Consider the following 16405-nt stretch of genomic DNA (forward strand, 5'->3'; position numbering starts at 1 on the left):
CCTGAGGGAAATGCGTTAACGCTCATTAACCGATCGACCGATCGACCATCGGGTGAGGGGACCGCAGGATGCACGAGGCACCGGAGCTGACGACGGCGGCGGATCCCGCCTCAGAGGCCTTTCGGGCCAACGAGGAGGCGCACCGCGTCCTCGTGGAGGAGCTGCGCGCCAAGCTGGCGGCGGCCAGGCTCGGCGGCGGGGAGCGGGCCCGGGCCCGGCACACCGCCCGCGGCAAGCTGCTGCCGCGCGACCGCGTGGACACGCTGCTCGATCCGGGCTCGCCGTTCCTGGAGCTGGCGCCGCTCGCGGCCGACGGGCTCTACGACGGGCAGGCCCCGGCCGCCGGCGTGATCGCCGGGATCGGCCGGGTCGGCGGCCGGGAGTGCGTGATCGTCGCCAACGACGCCACCGTCAAGGGCGGCACGTACTACCCGATGACCGTGAAGAAGCACCTGCGGGCGCAGGAGGTGGCCCTGGAGAACCGGCTGCCGTGCCTGTACCTCGTGGACTCCGGGGGCGCCTTCCTGCCGATGCAGGACGAGGTCTTCCCCGACCGCGAGCACTTCGGGCGGATCTTCTACAACCAGGCCCGGATGTCCGGCGCCGGCATCCCGCAGATCGCGGCCGTCCTCGGCTCCTGCACGGCGGGCGGCGCGTACGTCCCGGCGATGAGCGACGAGGCGGTGATCGTCCGCGATCAGGGGACGATCTTCCTGGGCGGCCCGCCGCTGGTGAAGGCGGCCACCGGCGAGGTGGTCACGGCGGAGGAGCTGGGCGGCGGCGAGGTGCACGCGCGGGTGTCCGGCGTGACCGACCACCTGGCGGAGGACGACGCGCACGCGCTGCGGATCGTGCGGCAGATCGTCTCCACGCTGCCCGGGCGCGGCCCGCTCCCGTGGGGCGTGGAGCCCGCCGTGGAGCCGAAGGTCGACCCGCAGCAGATGTCCGGCGTGGTCCCGGTCGACTCCCGCACCCCCTACGACGTGCGCGAGGTCATCGCCCGGGTGGTGGACGGCTCCCGCTTCGCCGAGTTCAAGTCCGAGTACGGGCAGACCCTGGTCACCGGCTTCGCCCGCATCCACGGCCACCCGGTCGGCATCGTCGCCAACAACGGCATCCTGTTCTCCGAGTCCGCCCAGAAGGGCGCCCACTTCATCGAGCTGTGCGACCAGCGCGGCATCCCGCTCGTCTTCCTCCAGAACATCTCCGGGTTCATGGTCGGCAAGGACTACGAGGCCGGGGGCATCGCCAAGCACGGCGCCAAGATGGTGACGGCGGTGGCGTGCACGCGCGTACCGAAGCTGACGGTGGTGGTCGGCGGGTCGTACGGCGCGGGGAACTACTCGATGTGCGGGCGGGCGTACTCGCCGCGCTTCCTGTGGATGTGGCCGGGCGCCAAGATCTCGGTGATGGGCGGCGAGCAGGCCGCGTCCGTGCTGGCCACGGTCAAGCGGGACCAGCTGGAGGCCCGGGGCGAGGAGTGGGCGGCCGAGGAGGAGGAGTCCTTCAAGGCGCCGATCCGCGCGCAGTACGAGCACCAGGGGAACGCCTACTACGCGACCGCCCGCCTGTGGGACGACGGGGTGATCGAGCCCGCGGACACCCGGCAGGTGCTGGGTCTGGCCCTGACCGCGTGTGCCAACGCGCCGCTGGGCGAGCCCCGGTTCGGCGTCTTCCGGATGTGAGGAGGGGACTTCGATGGGAAGCGCGATGGGGAGCTTGATGTTCGACACGGTGCTGGTGGCCAACCGCGGTGAGATCGCGGTGCGGGTCGTCCGGACCCTGCACTCGATGGGCGTGCGCTCGGTGGCGGTCTTCTCCGACGCCGACGCGGACGCCCGGCACGTACGGGAGGCCGACGAGGCGGTACGGATCGGCCCGGCGCCGGCGGCGGAGAGCTATCTGTCGGTCGAGCGGCTGCTGGAGGCCGCCGCCCGCACCGGGGCGCAGGCCGTCCACCCGGGGTACGGCTTCCTCGCCGAGAACGCCGGTTTCGCACGGGCCTGCGAGGAGGCGGGGCTGGTCTTCATCGGTCCGCCCGCCGACGCGATCGCCCTGATGGGCGACAAGATCCGCGCCAAGGAGACGGTGAAGGCGGCCGGGGTGCCGGTCGTCCCCGGCTCCAGCGGCAGCGGCCTGACGGACGCGCAGCTCGCGGAGGCCGCCCGTGAGATCGGGACGCCGGTGCTGCTGAAGCCGTCGGCCGGCGGTGGCGGCAAGGGCATGCGGCTGGTGCGGGACGCGGCCGTGCTGGCCGACGAGATCGCCGCCGCCCGCCGCGAGGCCCGCGCCTCCTTCGGCGACGACACGCTGCTGGTGGAGCGGTGGATCGACCGGCCCCGGCACATCGAGATCCAGGTCCTGGCCGACGGCCACGGGAACGTCGTGCACCTGGGCGAACGCGAGTGCTCACTGCAACGCCGTCACCAGAAGATCATCGAGGAGGCGCCCAGCGTGCTCCTCGACGAGGCGACCCGCGCCGCGATGGGCGAGGCTGCCGTGCAGGCGGCCCGCTCCTGCGGCTACCGGGGCGCGGGCACGGTGGAGTTCATCGTGCCGGGCGAGGACCCCTCGCAGTACTACTTCATGGAGATGAACACCCGCCTCCAGGTCGAGCACCCGGTGACCGAGCTGGTCACGGGCCTGGACCTGGTCGAGTGGCAGCTGCGGGTGGCGGCGGGCGAGGAGCTGGGCTTCGCGCAGCAGGACGTACGGCTGACCGGGCACGCCATCGAGGCCCGGCTGTGCGCGGAGGACCCCGCGCGCGGCTTCCTCCCCTCCGGCGGCACGGTGCTGCGGCTGCACGAGCCCGAGGGCGACGGCGTCCGCACCGACTCCGGGCTCAGCGAGGGCAGCGAGGTCGGCAGCCTCTACGACCCGATGCTGTCCAAGGTGATCGCGTACGGTCCCGACCGCGCCACCGCCCTGCGCAAGCTGCGGGCGGCCCTCGCGCGGACGGTGACATTGGGCGTGCAGACCAACGCCGGGTTCCTGCGCCGGCTGCTCGCCCACCCGGCGGTGGTGGCGGGTGAGCTGGACACCGGGCTGGTGGAGCGGGAGGTCGATTCCCTGGTCTCCACCGACGTACCGGAGGAGGTGTACGAGGCGGCGGCGGCCGTACGGCTGGACGCGCTGCGTCCGCGCGGGGACGGCTGGACGGACCCGTTCTCGGTGCCGAGCGGCTGGCGCATGGGCGGCGAGCCGAAGCCGGTCTCCTTCCACCTGCGGGTCACCGACCCGGTGGAGCACACCCCGCGCGGCGTCCACACCGTCACCGACGACCACGTCGCCGTCACCCTGGACGGCGTCCGGCACACCTTCCACCGCGCCGCCGACTGGCTGGGCCGCGACGGCGACGCCTGGCACGTGCGCGACCACGACCCGGTCGCCGCCTCCCTCACCGGTGCCGCCCACGCGGGCGCCGACTCGCTGACCGCGCCGATGCCGGGCACGGTGACGGTGGTGAAGGTCGCCGTCGGCGACGAGGTGAGCGCGGGGCAGAGTCTGCTGGTGGTGGAGGCGATGAAGATGGAGCACGTCATCTCCGCCCCGCACGCCGGCACGGTCGCCGAGCTGGACGTGGCGCCGGGCACGACCGTCGCCATGGACCAGGTACTCGCGGTCATCACCCCGACCGAGAACGGCGAGGAGGAGACGGCGTGAACGCCACCGAACTGGGCCTGCCCATGGCCGTACCGGCCGAAGGACTGCCCGCCCGTGTCCGCATCCACGAGGTCGGCGCCCGCGACGGCCTGCAGAACGAGAAGGCGACCGTCCCGGCGGAGGTGAAGGCGGAGTTCATCCGCCGCCTGGCCGGCACGGGCCTGACCACGATCGAGGCGACGAGCTTCGTGCACCCCAAGTGGGTGCCCCAACTGGCGGACGCGGAGCAGCTCTTCCCGGCGGTCGCCGGCCTGCCCGTCGAGCTGCCCGTCCTGGTGCCGAACGAACGCGGCCTCGACCGCGCCCTCGCGCTGGGCGCCCGCCGCGTCGCGGTCTTCGCCAGTGCCACGGAGTCCTTCGCCAAGGCCAACCTGAACCGGACGGTGGACGAGGCGCTGGCCATGTTCGAGCCGGTGGTGGCGCGGGCCAAGGGCGCGGACGTCCACGTCCGGGGCTATCTCTCGATGTGCTTCGGCGACCCGTGGGAGGGCGCCGTCCCCGTCGAGCAGGTGGTGAAGGTCTGCCGGGCCCTGCTGGACATGGGCTGCGACGAACTCAGCCTCGGCGACACGATCGGGGTGGCGACCCCGGGCCACGTCAGCGCCCTGCTCACCTCCCTCGGCGACGCCGGCGTTCCCGTGGACACGCTCGGCGTCCACTTCCACGACACGTACGGACAGGCCCTGTCCAACACCTACGCCGCCCTCCGGCACGGCGTGACGACCGTCGACGCCTCCGCCGGCGGACTGGGCGGCTGCCCCTACGCGAAGTCCGCCACCGGAAACCTCGCCACCGAAGACCTCGTGTGGATGCTGCGCGGCCTCGGCATCGACACCGGGGTCGACCTCGGCTCTCTCGTCGCCACCAGCGTCTGGATGGCCGCCCACCTGGGCCGACCCAGCCCGTCCCGCACCGTCCGGGCCCTCGCGGGCCCGGGCGACGACTCCGACCAGGAGAAGTGACAGCCATGGACCACAAGCTCTCCCCCGAACTCGAGGAACTCCGCCGCACGGTGGAGGAGTTCGCCCACGACGTCGTGGCACCCAAGATCGGCGACTTCTACGAGCGGCACGAGTTCCCGTACGAGATCGTCCGCGAGATGGGCCGCATGGGCCTGTTCGGCCTGCCCTTCCCGGAGGAGTACGGCGGCATGGGCGGCGACTACCTGGCCCTCGGCATCGCCCTGGAGGAGCTGGCCCGCGTCGACTCGTCGGTGGCGATCACGCTGGAGGCGGGCGTCTCGCTGGGCGCGATGCCGGTCCACCTGTTCGGCACCGAGGAGCAGAAGCGCGCGTGGCTGCCCCGGCTGTGCTCCGGCGAGATCCTGGGCGCCTTCGGCCTGACCGAGCCGGACGGCGGCTCGGACGCGGGCGCGACGCGGACCACGGCCCGCCTCGACGAGGCGACGAACGAGTGGGTCATCAACGGCACCAAGTGCTTCATCACCAACTCGGGCACCGACATCACCGGCCTGGTGACGGTCACGGCGGTCACCGGCCGCAAGCCGGACGGCCGTCCGCTGATCTCGTCGATCATCGTGCCGTCCGGCACCCCGGGCTTCACGGTGGCCGCCCCGTACTCGAAGGTCGGCTGGAACGCGTCGGACACCCGTGAGCTGTCCTTCGCCGACGTCCGGGTCCCGGCGGCGAACCTCCTGGGCGAGGAGGGCCGCGGCTACGCGCAGTTCCTGCGCATCCTCGACGAGGGGCGTATCGCCATCGCCGCGCTGGGCACGGGGCTGGCGCAGGGCTGCGTGGACGAGTCGGTGAAGTACGCCAAGGAGCGGCACGCCTTCGGCAGGCCCATCGGCGCCAACCAGGCCATCCAGTTCAAGATCGCCGACATGGAGATGAAGGCCCACACGGCCCGGCTCGCCTGGCGCGACGCGGCCTCCCGGCTGGTGACCGGCGAGCCGTTCAAGAAGGAGGCGGCACTGGCGAAGCTGTACTCGTCGACGGTGGCCGTGGACAACGCCCGGGACGCCACGCAGATCCACGGCGGCTACGGCTTCATGAACGAGTACCCCGTGGCCCGCATGTGGCGGGACGCGAAGATCCTGGAGATCGGCGAGGGCACGAGCGAGGTCCAGCGGATGCTGATCGCCCGGGAGTTGGGGCTGGTCGGCTAGGTCCACTTCCAGCGGCCGGCGGTCCGGGCGGGGCAGGTCTCAGCCCCGCCCTATGGACAAGATCTGAGGTTAGGCTAACCTACCTTCGACTTGTCCCGCGGAGGCTCCGCACCGTTCGAAAGCAGCCACACCATGCCCAACGCCAGCGCTACCCACCTGACCCGCCGTGGAATCCTCGCCGCGGGCGGCGCACTCGGTCTCGGTGCCGCGCTCACGGCCTGCGGCGACGACGACGCGAAAAACGGTGGCTCGGACGACGGGACGGCCGCCGCCAAGTCCGGCCCCTGGTCCTTCAAGGACGACCGCGGCACGACCGTGAAGCTGGACAAGGTCCCGACGAACATCGTCGCCTTCACCGGCGTCGCCGCCGCCCTCTGGGACTACGGCGTCCAGGTCAAGGGCGTGTTCGGGCCCACCACCACCAAGGACGGCAAGCCCGACGTCCAGGCCGGCGACATCGACGTCGACAAGGTGACCGTGCTCGGCAACGAGTGGGGCAAGCTCAACATCGAGAAGTACGCCACCCTCGCCCCCGAAGTGCTCGTCACCACGACGTTCGACACCGCGGGCACCCTCTGGTCCGTCCCGGAGGACTCCAAGGACAAGATCGCCAAGCTCGCCCCGAGCGTCGCGATCTCCGTGTTCGACCGCCAGCTCACCCAGCCGCTCCAGCGCATGTGGGAGCTGGCCGAGTCGCTCGGCGCGGACATGAAGGCGAAGAAGGTCACCGACGCCAAGGCCGCCTTCGAGAAGGCCGCGGCCCGGCTGCGCGCCGCCGCGAAGGCCAGGCCCGAGATCAGGGTGCTGGCCGGCTCCGCGAGCCCCGAGCTCTTCTACGTCTCCGGCACCAACCTCTCCGTCGACCTGGAGTACTTCAAGGCTCTCGGCGTGAACTTCGTCGAACCCTCCGAGGCGGCCAAGAAGGCGACCGGCGGCTGGTTCGAGTCCCTGAGCTGGGAGAACGTCGACAAGTACCCGGCCGACGTCATCATCATGGACGACCGCGCCTCCACCATCCAGCCTGCCGACATCACCGAGGGCACCTGGAAGCAGCTCCCCGCGGTCAAGGCCGGCCAGGTCATCTCCCGCTCTCCCGAGCCGATCCTGTCCTACGACAAGTGCACGCCGCTCCTCGACAACCTGGCCGAGGCGATCGAGAACGCCAAGAAGGTCGGCTGACCTTTCCGCCCTCCCTCCCGGAGCCCTCCATGACGACGGCCGTGGCCGCCCCGTTCCGTTTCTTCTCCCTCCAGGTCGTACGGACGAGGCGGCTCGGCCCGTCCCTGGCCCGGGTCACCTTCGCGGGCCCCGACCTGCGTGCCTTCCACTCCGACGGACAGGACCAGTCCCTGTCGCTGTTCCTGCCGCACCCGGGGCAGTCGGAGCCCGCCGTTCCCGTCGAGTCGGGAGACGGATGGTGGCAGGGGTGGCGTGAACTGCCGGACGATGTCCGGGCGGTGATGCGCTCGTACACACTCCGTGCACTGCGCCGGGACGCCGACGGGCACACCACCGAGATCGACATCGACTTCGTACTGCACGGCGTCGAGCTGCACGGCGTCGAGCCGGAGTCGCCGGTCCAGGCGGGCCCCGCCGCCCGCTGGGCCGCCGGCGCCGCCCCCGGCGACCGGGTCGTCCTGCTCGGCCCGGCGGTCGCGGACAACCGGGCGATCCGCTTCCGGCCGCCCGAGGACACCGACCTGGTGGTGATCTGGGGCGACGAGACCGCCGTACCGGCCGCCTGCGCCATCGTCGAGGCGCTGCCGCCCGGCACCCGCGCCCGGGTCTGGCTGGAGGTGCCGCACGCCGACGACGTGCAGGACCTCCGGACCGCGGCGGACGCCGAGGTCACCTGGCTGGTCAAGGACGCCGGCAGCAGCCCCGGGACGACCCTCGCCACCCTCCGCGCGGCCCAGCTGCCGCCCGCCGGACACCCCTACGTCTGGATCGCCGGCGAGTCCGGCCGCGTCAAGCAGCTCCGTCGGCACTTCGTCGGCGAACGCGGCATCGACCGCCGCCGCGTCACCTTCGTCGGCTACTGGCGCCAGGGCCTGACCGAGGAACAGCTCCGCGAACAGGGCTGACGCCCCGCACACCCCCCATGCCCCGCGCACTCCGCACACTCCGCACGCCCCGCAGCGCGCCAACTCACCCTCCGTGACGCACGGATGAGGCGTGAGTGACGGCAGTCACGTACAGGCACGCGTTTGAACAAGGTCAATTAGGTTAGGCTAACCTAAGTCGAAGCCAGGGCCCCGCCCTCTCCCGTCCCTCTCGGACCGTCCCCACCGGAGGACCCCCGCATGCGCTCGCACCTGCTCAACGACACCACCGCGGAGCAGTACCGCCGCTCCGTGACCGAAGGAGTCGAGCGGGTGGCCGCCAAACTCGCCACCACCGACCGCCCGTTCACCGGTGTCACGGTCGACGCCCTCTCCCCCCGCATCGACGAGATCGACCTCGACAAGCCGCTGCACGACACGGCCGCGGTCCTCGACGAGCTGGAGGACGTCTACCTCCGCGACGCCGTCTACTTCCACCACCCCCGCTACCTCGCCCACCTCAACTGCCCGGTCGTCATACCGGCCGTGCTCGGCGAGGCGGTGCTCTCCGCCGTCAACTCCTCCCTGGACACCTGGGACCAGTCGGCCGGCGGCACGCTCATCGAGCGGAAACTGATCGACTGGACCTGCGCCCGCATCGGCCTCGGCGCGGCGGCCGACGGCGTGTTCACCTCCGGCGGCACCCAGTCCAACCTCCAGGCGCTCCTGCTGGCCCGCGAGGAGGCGAAGACCGACAACCTCGCCGACCTGCGCGTCTTCGCCTCCGAGGTCAGCCACTTCAGCGTGAAGAAGTCGGCGAAACTGCTCGGCCTCGGCCCCGACGCCGTCGTGTCGATCCCCGTCGACCACGACAAGCGCATGCAGACCGTCGCCCTCGCCCGCGAACTGGAGCGCTGTGCGCGGGACGGCCTGGTCCCCATGGCCGTCGTCGCCACCGGCGGCACCACCGACTTCGGCTCCATCGACCCGCTGCCGGAGATCGCCGGCCTGTGCGAGCAGTACGGCGTGTGGATGCACGTGGACGCGGCCTACGGCTGCGGACTGCTCGCCTCCCTGAAGTACCGGGACCGCCTGACCGGCATCGAGCGGGCCGACTCGGTCACCGTGGACTACCACAAGTCCTTCTTCCAGCCGGTGAGCTCGTCCGCCGTGCTGGTCCGGGACGTGGCCACCCTGCGCCACGCCACCTACCACGCGGAGTACCTCAACCCGCGCCGCATGGTGCAGGAACGTATCCCCAACCAGGTGGACAAGTCCCTCCAGACCACCCGCCGCTTCGACGCGCTCAAACTGTGGATGACGCTGCGCGTGATGGGCGCCGACGGCATCGGACAGCTCTTCGACGAGGTGTGCGACCTGGCCGCCGAGGGCTGGAAACTGCTCGCCGCCGACCCCCGCTTCGACGTCGTCGTCGAACCGTCGTTGTCCACGCTGGTCTTCCGCTACGTACCGGCGGCCGTCACCGACCCCGCCGAGACCGACCGCGCCAACCTGTACGCCCGCAAGGCCCTGTTCGCCTCCGGCGACGCCGTGGTCGCGGGCACCAAGGTGGCCGGGCGCCACTACCTGAAGTTCACCCTGCTCAACCCCGAGACGACCACGGCCGACATCGCCGCCGTCCTCGACCTGATCGCCGGCCACGCCGAGCAGTACCTGGGAGAGTCCCTTGACCGCGCTTCCTGAAGCCAGTGCCCCGTACGACTTCGTGGGGATCGGCCTCGGCCCCTTCAACCTCGGACTGGCCTGCCTGACCGAGCCCATCGCCGAGCTGAACGGCGTCTTCCTGGAGTCCAAGCCGGACTTCGAGTGGCACGCCGGGATGTTTCTGGACGGCGCCCACCTCCAGACCCCGTTCATGTCGGACCTGGTCACCCTCGCCGACCCGACCTCCCCGTACTCCTTCCTCAACTACCTGAAGGAGAAGGGCCGGCTGTACTCGTTCTACATCCGGGAGAACTTCTACCCGCTGCGCGTCGAGTACGACGACTACTGCCGCTGGGCCGCGAACAGACTGAGCAGCGTCCGCTTCTCCACCACGGTCACCGAGGTGACGTACGACGGGACGGACGAGCTGTACACCGTCGCCACCACCTCCGGCGACACCTACCGCGCCCGCCGCCTGGTCCTCGGCACCGGCACCCCGCCGCACATCCCGGACGCCTGCCGCGGCCTGGCCGGCGACTTCATCCACAACTCCCGCTACGTGCAGCACCGGGCGGAGCTGGTGAAGAAGAAGTCGATCACGCTGGTCGGCAGCGGCCAGTCCGCCGCCGAGATCTACCACGACCTGCTCGGCGAGATCGACGTCCACGGCTACCGGCTGAACTGGGTGACCCGCTCCCCCCGCTTCTTCCCCCTCGAGTACACGAAGCTCACGCTGGAGATGACGTCCCCGGAGTACGTGGACTACTACCACGCGCTGCCGGAGCCGACCCGCTACCGCCTCATGTCCGAGCAGAAGGGCCTGTTCAAGGGCATCGACGGCGACCTGATCAACGAGATCTTCGACCTGCTCTACCAGAAGAAGCTCGGCGGCCCGGTCCCCACCCGCCTGCTCACCAACTCGGCGCTGACCGGCGCCCGGTACGCCGACGGCACGTACACCCTCGGCTTCCGGCAGGAGGAGCAGGGCACGGACTTCGAGATCGAGACCGAGGGCCTGGTCCTGGCCACCGGCTACCAGTACGCGGAGCCGGAGTTCCTCAAGCCCGTCCGGGACCGGCTGCGCTACGACTCCCGGGGCAACTTCGACGTGGCCCGCAACTACGCCGTCGACGTCACCGGCAACGGCGTGTTCCTGCAGAACGCGGGTGTCCACACGCACAGCATCACCAGCCCCGATCTGGGCATGGGTGCCTATCGCAACAGCTACATCATCCGAGAGCTGCTCGGCACCGAGTACTACCCGGTCGAGAAGTCGATCGCGTTCCAGGAGTTCAGCGCATGAGCACCACCACCCCCACGGTCGCCGGCATCGGCGCCCTCACCCTCCGCCCCCTCGACCCGCTGAAGGACGCCGGCCTGCTGCACGGCTGGGTCACGCACCCGAAGTCCGCGTTCTGGATGATGCAGGACGCGAAGCTGGTCGACGTCGAGCGCGCCTACATGGAGATAGCCGCCGACGAGCACCACCACGCGTACATCGGCCTGCACGACGGCGTCCCCGCCTTCCTGATGGAGAAGTACGACCCCGCCCACCGCGAGCTGACCGGCCTGTACGAGCCGGAGCCGGGTGACGTCGGCATGCACTTCCTGGTCGCCCCCACCGACCGGCCCCTGCACGGCTTCACCCGCGCCGTGATCACCGCCGTGATGACCGAGCTGTTCGCCGACCCGGCGACCGCCCGCGTCGTCGTCGAGCCGGACGTCGGCAACAAGGCCGTCCACGCCCTGAACGCAGCCGTCGGATTCGTGCCCGAGCGCGAGATCCAGAAGCCGGAGAAGAAGGCGTTGCTGAGCTTCTGCACCCGCGAGCAGTTCGAGAAGGCGGTGTCCGCATGAGCCTCGCCGACGCCGTCGCCCACCTGACCCCCGAGCACTGGGAGCAGGCCAACCGCCTCCTGATCCGCAAGGCGCTGGCCGAGTTCACGCACGAGCGGCTGATCACGCCGGAGCGGTCCGCGGGTGACGCGTACGTCGTCCGCTCCGACGACGGCAAGACCGAGTACCGCTTCACCGCCACCGTCCGCGCCCTGGACCACTGGCAGGTGGACGCCGCCTCGATCACCCGCCACCGGGACGGCACCGGGCTGCCGCTCGCCGCGCTGGACTTCTTCATCGAGCTGAAGGAGTCCCTGGGCCTGAGCGACGAGATCCTCCCCGTCTACCTGGAGGAGATCTCCTCCACCCTCTCCGGCACCTGCTACAAGCTCACCAAGCCGAAGCTCACCTCGGCCGAGCTGGCGAGGAGCGACTTCCAGGCCGTCGAGACCGGCATGACCGAGGGCCACCCCTGCTTCGTCGCCAACAACGGCCGCCTCGGCTTCGGCATCCACGAGTACCTGTCGTACGCCCCGGAGACCGCGAGCCCCGTCCGGCTGGTGTGGCTGGCCGCGCACCGCTCGCGGGCGGCGTTCACGGCCGGCGTCGGGATCGAGTACGAGTCCTTCGTGCGCGACGAGCTGGGCGAGGCGACCGTCGACCGCTTCCACGGCGTCCTGCGCGACCGCGGCCTGGACCCGGCCGACTACCTCTTCATCCCGGTCCACCCCTGGCAGTGGTGGAACAAGCTCACGGTCACCTTCGCCGCCGAGGTCGCCCGCGGGCACCTGGTCTGCCTCGGCGAGGGCGACGACGAGTACCTGGCCCAGCAGTCCATCCGCACCTTCTTCAACACCGCGCACCCCGAGAAGCACTACGTGAAGACGGCTCTGTCCGTCCTCAACATGGGCTTCATGCGCGGCCTGTCGGCGGCGTACATGGAAGCGACCCCGGCCATCAACGACTGGCTCGCCCAGCTCATCGAGTCCGACCCGGTGCTGAAGTCGACGGGCCTGACGATCATCCGGGAGCGGGCGGCCGTCGGCTACCGGCACCTGGAGTACGAGCAGGCCACCGACCGCCACTCGCCCTACCGCAAGATGCTGGCGGCGCTGTGGCGGGAGAGCCCGGTGTCCTCCCTCCAGGACGGCGAGACCCTGGCCACCATGGCCTCCCTGGTCCACGTCGACCACGAGGGCGCCTCCTTCGCGGGCGCGCTGATCGAGCGGTCGGGGCTCGCGCCCACCGAGTGGCTGCGGCACTACCTGCGGGCGTACTTCGTCCCGCTGCTGCACAGCTTCTACGCCTACGACCTGGTGTACATGCCGCACGGCGAGAACGTGATCCTGGTCCTGAAGGACGGGGTCGTGCAGCGCGCGGTCTACAAGGACATCGCCGAGGAGATCGCGGTGATGGACCCGGACGCGGTGCTGCCGCCGGAGGTCTCCCGCATCGCGGTGGACGTGCCCGAGGACAAGAAGCTCCTGTCGGTCTTCACGGACGTCTTCGACTGCTTCTTCCGCTTCCTCGCCGCGAACCTCGCGCAGGAGGGCGTCGTCGAGGAGGACGACTTCTGGCGGACCGTCGCGGAGGTCACCCGCGAATACCAGGAGTCGGTACCGGAGCTGGCCGACAAGTTCGGCCGGTACGACATGTTCGCGCCCGAGTTCGCGCTGTCCTGCCTCAACCGGCTCCAGCTGCGCGACAACAAGCAGATGGTGGACCTCGCCGACCCGTCCGGCGCGCTCCAGCTCATCGGCAACCTGAAGAACCCCATAGCGGGCCGGTAGGCGAAGGCCCCCGCAAGCGGGCGGGCACCTCGGAGACGGTCCTCCGGGGTGCCCGTCGGGCGTCGGTGGAACAATCCCCGCATGGCGGAAATCATCCAGAAGGACGGAACGTGGGTCTTCGACGGCGACACCCTGCGGCTGACCCCCGGACGGGACAAGAACGTCAGCCTGATCCGCAGGGAACTGGGTGAACTGCTCGTCCCCCTCGCGGCGTTGGCGGGCATATCGTTCGAGCAGGGCAAGAAGTCCGGGCGGCTGCGGCTGCGCCTGCGGGACGGCGCCGATCCGCTGCTGCACGCGACCGGCGGCCGGCTGACCGAGCCGCACGACCCGTACCAGCTGACCGTGGAGTCCGACCGGTACGGCGTCGCCGAGTACGTCGTGGACGAGGTGCGCAACGCCCTGCTCCTCGACCAGGTCCCCTCCGGTCCGGTCGACTCCTACCTGCTGCCGGGCCCCTCCGTCCCGCTGTCGGTGTCCGCCGGGGACGGCGTCGCGAGCTTCGACGGCGAGCGGGTGCGGCTGGAGTGGAAGTGGCAGGCAGAGGACGCCAAGTCGGCCGCCGGCCCGCGCACCCTGCCCCTGGCCGACATCGTCGCGGTGGAGTGGCAGCCGACGGTCGGCCTGGAGAACGGCCACCTCCGCTTCACCGTGCGGGGCGCGCCGACCAAGGCGCCGCCCAAGTACGACCCCAACGCCGTGGAGCTGTGGGGCTTCAAGAAGGACCCGCTGATGGCCCTGGTCGCCGCCGCCGTGCAGGCCCGCCTCCCGCACCCGTCCACACCGGCCGCCCGTGCGGCGACGGAGGACGCCCCGCCGGCCGCGGCGGCGCCCGCCCCGGCCCCCGCCGCCGAGGACGACCACGACGCGCTGCTGCGGCGGCTGCGGGAGCTGGGCGAACTGCACCGCTCCGGGGTGCTGACGGACAAGGAGTTCAGCCTCGCCAAGCAGGCGGTACTGAAGCGTATGTAGGCACAGCCACGCAGACCCTGCCCGAAATCGGGCAGGTTTCTTGCGAAACCTGCCCCCGTACCCCAGGATCTACCGGGTGCACGACGAACTGGTTGATCACCTGACGCGGTCCACTCCCCTGAGCCGGGGCGAGGCACTGCGTGTGATCCAGGACGTGCTCGCCTACTTCGACGAGACGACCGAGGAATACGTCCGTCGCCGCCACCGCGAGCTCCAGGCCCAGGGCCTGGTGAACGCGACGATCTTCGAACGGATCGAGGCGGAACTGAAATACCGGGCGGTGGCACCACCGGAGCTCTCGCTCCGCCAGCTGCGCCGCATCGTCTACGGCTGAGAAGCCATCGTCTACGGCTGAGAAGCCGAAGAGGGACACGAGGTTTACGTATACATGTGCGGAATCGTCGGATACATCGGCAAGCGTGACGTCGCGCCCCTGCTCCTCGAGGGCCTCCAGCGCCTGGAGTACCGCGGCTACGACTCGGCGGGCATCGTCGTCACGTCCCCGAAGGCGGCCGGCCTGAAGATGGTCAAGGCCAAGGGCCGGGTCCGCGACCTGGAGGCCAAGGTCCCGGCACGCTTCAAGGGCACCACCGGCATCGCCCACACCCGCTGGGCCACCCACGGCGCCCCGTCCGACGCGAACGCCCACCCGCACATGTCGGCCGACGACAAGGTCGCCGTCGTGCACAACGGCATCATCGACAACGCCGCCGACCTGCGCCGCAAACTGGAGGCGGACGGCGTCGAGTTCCTCTCCGAGACCGACACCGAGGTCCTCGTCCACCTCATCGCCCGCTCCGAGGCCGCCAAGCTCGAGGACAGGGTCCGCGAGACCCTCCGGGTCATCGAGGGCACGTACGGCATCGCCGTGATGCACGCCGACTTCCCCGAGCGCATCGTCGTGGCCCGCAACGGCTCGCCGGTCGTCCTCGGCATCGGCGAGAAAGAGATGTTCGTCGCCTCGGACATCGCCGCGCTGGTCACCCACACCCGCCAGATAGTCACCCTCGACGACGGCGAGATGGCCACCCTCAAGGCCGACGACTTCCGCACCTACACCACCGAGGGCACCCGGACCACGTCCGAGCCCACCACCGTGGAGTGGGAAGCCGCCTCCTACGACATGGGCGGCCACGACACGTACATGCACAAGGAGATCCACGAGCAGGCCGAGGCCGTGGACCGCGTCCTGCGCGGCCGGATCGACGACCGCTTCTCCACCGTGCACCTCGGCGGCCTCAACCTGGACGCCCGCGACGCGCGTGCCGTGCGCCGGGTGAAGATCCTCGGCTGCGGCACCTCGTACCACGCGGGCCAGATCGGCGCCCAGATGATCGAGGAGCTGGCCCGCATCCCCGCGGACGCCGAGCCCGCCTCCGAGTTCCGCTACCGCAACGCGGTCGTCGACCCCGACACCCTGTACATCGCCGTCTCCCAGTCCGGCGAGACGTACGACGTGCTGGCCGCCGTGCAGGAGCTGAAGCGCAAGGGCGGCCGCGTCCTCGGCATCGTCAACGTCGTCGGCTCGGCGATCGCCCGCGAGGCCGACGGCGGCATGTACGTGCACGCCGGCCCCGAGGTCTGCGTCGTCTCCACCAAGTGCTTCACCAACACCTGCGTCGCCTTCGCGCTGCTCGCCCTGCACCTGGGCCGCACCCGCGACCTCTCGGTCCGCGACGGCAAGCGGATCATCGAGGGGCTGCGCAAGCTGCCCGCGCAGATCGCCGAGATGCTGGAGCAGGAGGAGGACGTCAAGAAGCTGGCCGCGCAGTACGCCGACGCCCGCTCGATGCTCTTCATCGGCCGTGTCCGGGGCTACCCGGTCGCCCGCGAGGCCTCCCTGAAGCTGAAGGAGGTCTCCTACATCCACGCCGAGGCCTACCCGGCCTCCGAGCTCAAGCACGGGCCGCTCGCCCTGATCGAGCCGGCCCTGCCGACGGTCGCGATCGTGCCGGACGACGACCTGCTGGAGAAGAACCGTGCGGCCATGGAGGAGATCAAGGCCCGCAGCGGCCAGATCCTCGCCGTCGCCCACCAGGAGCAGGAGAAGGCCGACCACACCATCGTCGTCCCGAAGAACGAGGACGAGCTGGACCCCATCCTCATGGGCATCCCCCTCCAGCTCCTCGCCTACCACACGGCCCTGGCCCTGGGCCGCGACATCGACAAGCCGCGGAACCTCGCCAAGTCGGTGACGGTGGAGTAGGACTGCTCAGCAGAACCCCGGCAGGGATTCAGAACGCCGGCAGGGCTTCAAAGGGCCGGCAGCGCTTCGGCTTCCAGAGCGGCCCCCCGTGTGCCACCGGCAC

General features: G+C 70.7%; 13 protein-coding genes. All 13 read left to right on the forward strand.

The window, feature by feature from the left end:
• Positions 1-68: 68 nt before the first annotated feature.
• The 13 genes from ACZ7G3_RS06665 (at position 69) to glmS (ending at position 16302) form a co-directional block, all read left to right on the forward strand.
• Positions 69-1685 carry a carboxyl transferase domain-containing protein gene (locus ACZ7G3_RS06665; RefSeq protein WP_470923672.1) on the forward strand — a complete coding sequence of 539 codons (1617 nt, stop codon included), beginning with the start codon at positions 69-71 and terminating at the stop codon, positions 1683-1685.
• 37 nt (positions 1686-1722) lie between these two features.
• Positions 1723-3663, forward strand: a complete 1941-nt coding sequence (locus ACZ7G3_RS06670) for an acetyl/propionyl/methylcrotonyl-CoA carboxylase subunit alpha (protein WP_470923988.1) — start codon at positions 1723-1725, stop codon at positions 3661-3663.
• A complete protein-coding gene (locus ACZ7G3_RS06675) occupies positions 3660-4625 on the forward strand; it encodes a hydroxymethylglutaryl-CoA lyase (protein ID WP_470923673.1) in 966 nt (321 codons plus the stop codon). The genes ACZ7G3_RS06670 and ACZ7G3_RS06675 overlap by 4 nt, the downstream gene beginning before the upstream one ends.
• Before the next feature lie 5 nt (positions 4626-4630).
• Positions 4631-5791, forward strand: coding sequence for an acyl-CoA dehydrogenase family protein (locus ACZ7G3_RS06680; RefSeq protein ID WP_470923675.1), 1161 nt, complete (start codon positions 4631-4633; stop codon positions 5789-5791).
• Positions 5792-5923: 132 nt separating this feature from the next.
• Positions 5924-6970 (forward strand): ABC transporter substrate-binding protein, encoded by a 1047-nt coding sequence (locus tag ACZ7G3_RS06685; protein ID WP_470923677.1) that lies wholly within the window; start codon positions 5924-5926, stop codon positions 6968-6970.
• Positions 6971-6999: 29 nt separating this feature from the next.
• Positions 7000-7875 carry a siderophore-interacting protein gene (locus ACZ7G3_RS06690; protein WP_470923679.1) on the forward strand — a complete coding sequence of 292 codons (876 nt, stop codon included), beginning with the start codon at positions 7000-7002 and terminating at the stop codon, positions 7873-7875.
• A 219-nt stretch (positions 7876-8094) separates the two neighbouring features.
• Positions 8095-9537 (forward strand): lysine decarboxylase DesA, encoded by a 1443-nt coding sequence (desA, locus tag ACZ7G3_RS06695; protein ID WP_470923681.1) that lies wholly within the window; start codon positions 8095-8097, stop codon positions 9535-9537.
• Entirely contained in the window at positions 9521-10801 is a 1281-nt protein-coding gene (locus ACZ7G3_RS06700; RefSeq protein WP_470923683.1) for a lysine N(6)-hydroxylase/L-ornithine N(5)-oxygenase family protein, read from the forward strand. The genes desA and ACZ7G3_RS06700 overlap by 17 nt, the downstream gene beginning before the upstream one ends.
• Positions 10798-11355, forward strand: coding sequence for a GNAT family N-acetyltransferase (locus ACZ7G3_RS06705; RefSeq protein ID WP_470923685.1), 558 nt, complete (start codon positions 10798-10800; stop codon positions 11353-11355). Before ACZ7G3_RS06700 ends, ACZ7G3_RS06705 begins: the two co-directional genes overlap by 4 nt.
• Positions 11352-13124, forward strand: a complete 1773-nt coding sequence (locus ACZ7G3_RS06710) for an IucA/IucC family protein (protein ID WP_470923687.1) — start codon at positions 11352-11354, stop codon at positions 13122-13124. The genes ACZ7G3_RS06705 and ACZ7G3_RS06710 overlap by 4 nt, the downstream gene beginning before the upstream one ends.
• An 81-nt stretch (positions 13125-13205) precedes the next feature.
• Positions 13206-14096 carry a DUF4429 domain-containing protein gene (locus ACZ7G3_RS06715; RefSeq protein ID WP_470923689.1) on the forward strand — a complete coding sequence of 297 codons (891 nt, stop codon included), beginning with the start codon at positions 13206-13208 and terminating at the stop codon, positions 14094-14096.
• A gap of 76 nt (positions 14097-14172) precedes the next feature.
• A complete protein-coding gene (locus ACZ7G3_RS06720) occupies positions 14173-14430 on the forward strand; it encodes a hypothetical protein (RefSeq protein ID WP_399897016.1) in 258 nt (85 codons plus the stop codon).
• Positions 14431-14484: 54 nt separating this feature from the next.
• Positions 14485-16302, forward strand: coding sequence for a glutamine--fructose-6-phosphate transaminase (isomerizing) (gene glmS, locus ACZ7G3_RS06725; protein WP_426516929.1), 1818 nt, complete (start codon positions 14485-14487; stop codon positions 16300-16302).
• Positions 16303-16405: the final 103 nt, after the last annotated feature.

The organism is Streptomyces sp. NPDC037271 (assembly GCF_055603605.1).

Bases quoted from the DNA above. Each gene is read 5' to 3' on its own strand.
- ACZ7G3_RS06685 (WP_470923677.1), top strand. From the start codon at position 5,924: ATGCCCAACGCCAGCGCTACCCACCTGACCCGCCGTGGAATCCTCGCC.
- ACZ7G3_RS06715 (WP_470923689.1), top strand. From the start codon at position 13,206: ATGGCGGAAATCATCCAGAAGGACGGAACGTGGGTCTTCGACGGCGAC.
- ACZ7G3_RS06670 (WP_470923988.1), top strand. From the start codon at position 1,723: ATGTTCGACACGGTGCTGGTGGCCAACCGCGGTGAGATCGCGGTGCGG.
- ACZ7G3_RS06680 (WP_470923675.1), top strand. From the start codon at position 4,631: ATGGACCACAAGCTCTCCCCCGAACTCGAGGAACTCCGCCGCACGGTG.
- ACZ7G3_RS06665 (WP_470923672.1), top strand. From the start codon at position 69: ATGCACGAGGCACCGGAGCTGACGACGGCGGCGGATCCCGCCTCAGAG.
- ACZ7G3_RS06690 (WP_470923679.1), top strand. From the start codon at position 7,000: ATGACGACGGCCGTGGCCGCCCCGTTCCGTTTCTTCTCCCTCCAGGTC.
- ACZ7G3_RS06705 (WP_470923685.1), top strand. From the start codon at position 10,798: ATGAGCACCACCACCCCCACGGTCGCCGGCATCGGCGCCCTCACCCTC.
- glmS (WP_426516929.1), top strand. From the start codon at position 14,485: ATGTGCGGAATCGTCGGATACATCGGCAAGCGTGACGTCGCGCCCCTG.
- ACZ7G3_RS06710 (WP_470923687.1), top strand. From the start codon at position 11,352: ATGAGCCTCGCCGACGCCGTCGCCCACCTGACCCCCGAGCACTGGGAG.
- desA (WP_470923681.1), top strand. From the start codon at position 8,095: ATGCGCTCGCACCTGCTCAACGACACCACCGCGGAGCAGTACCGCCGC.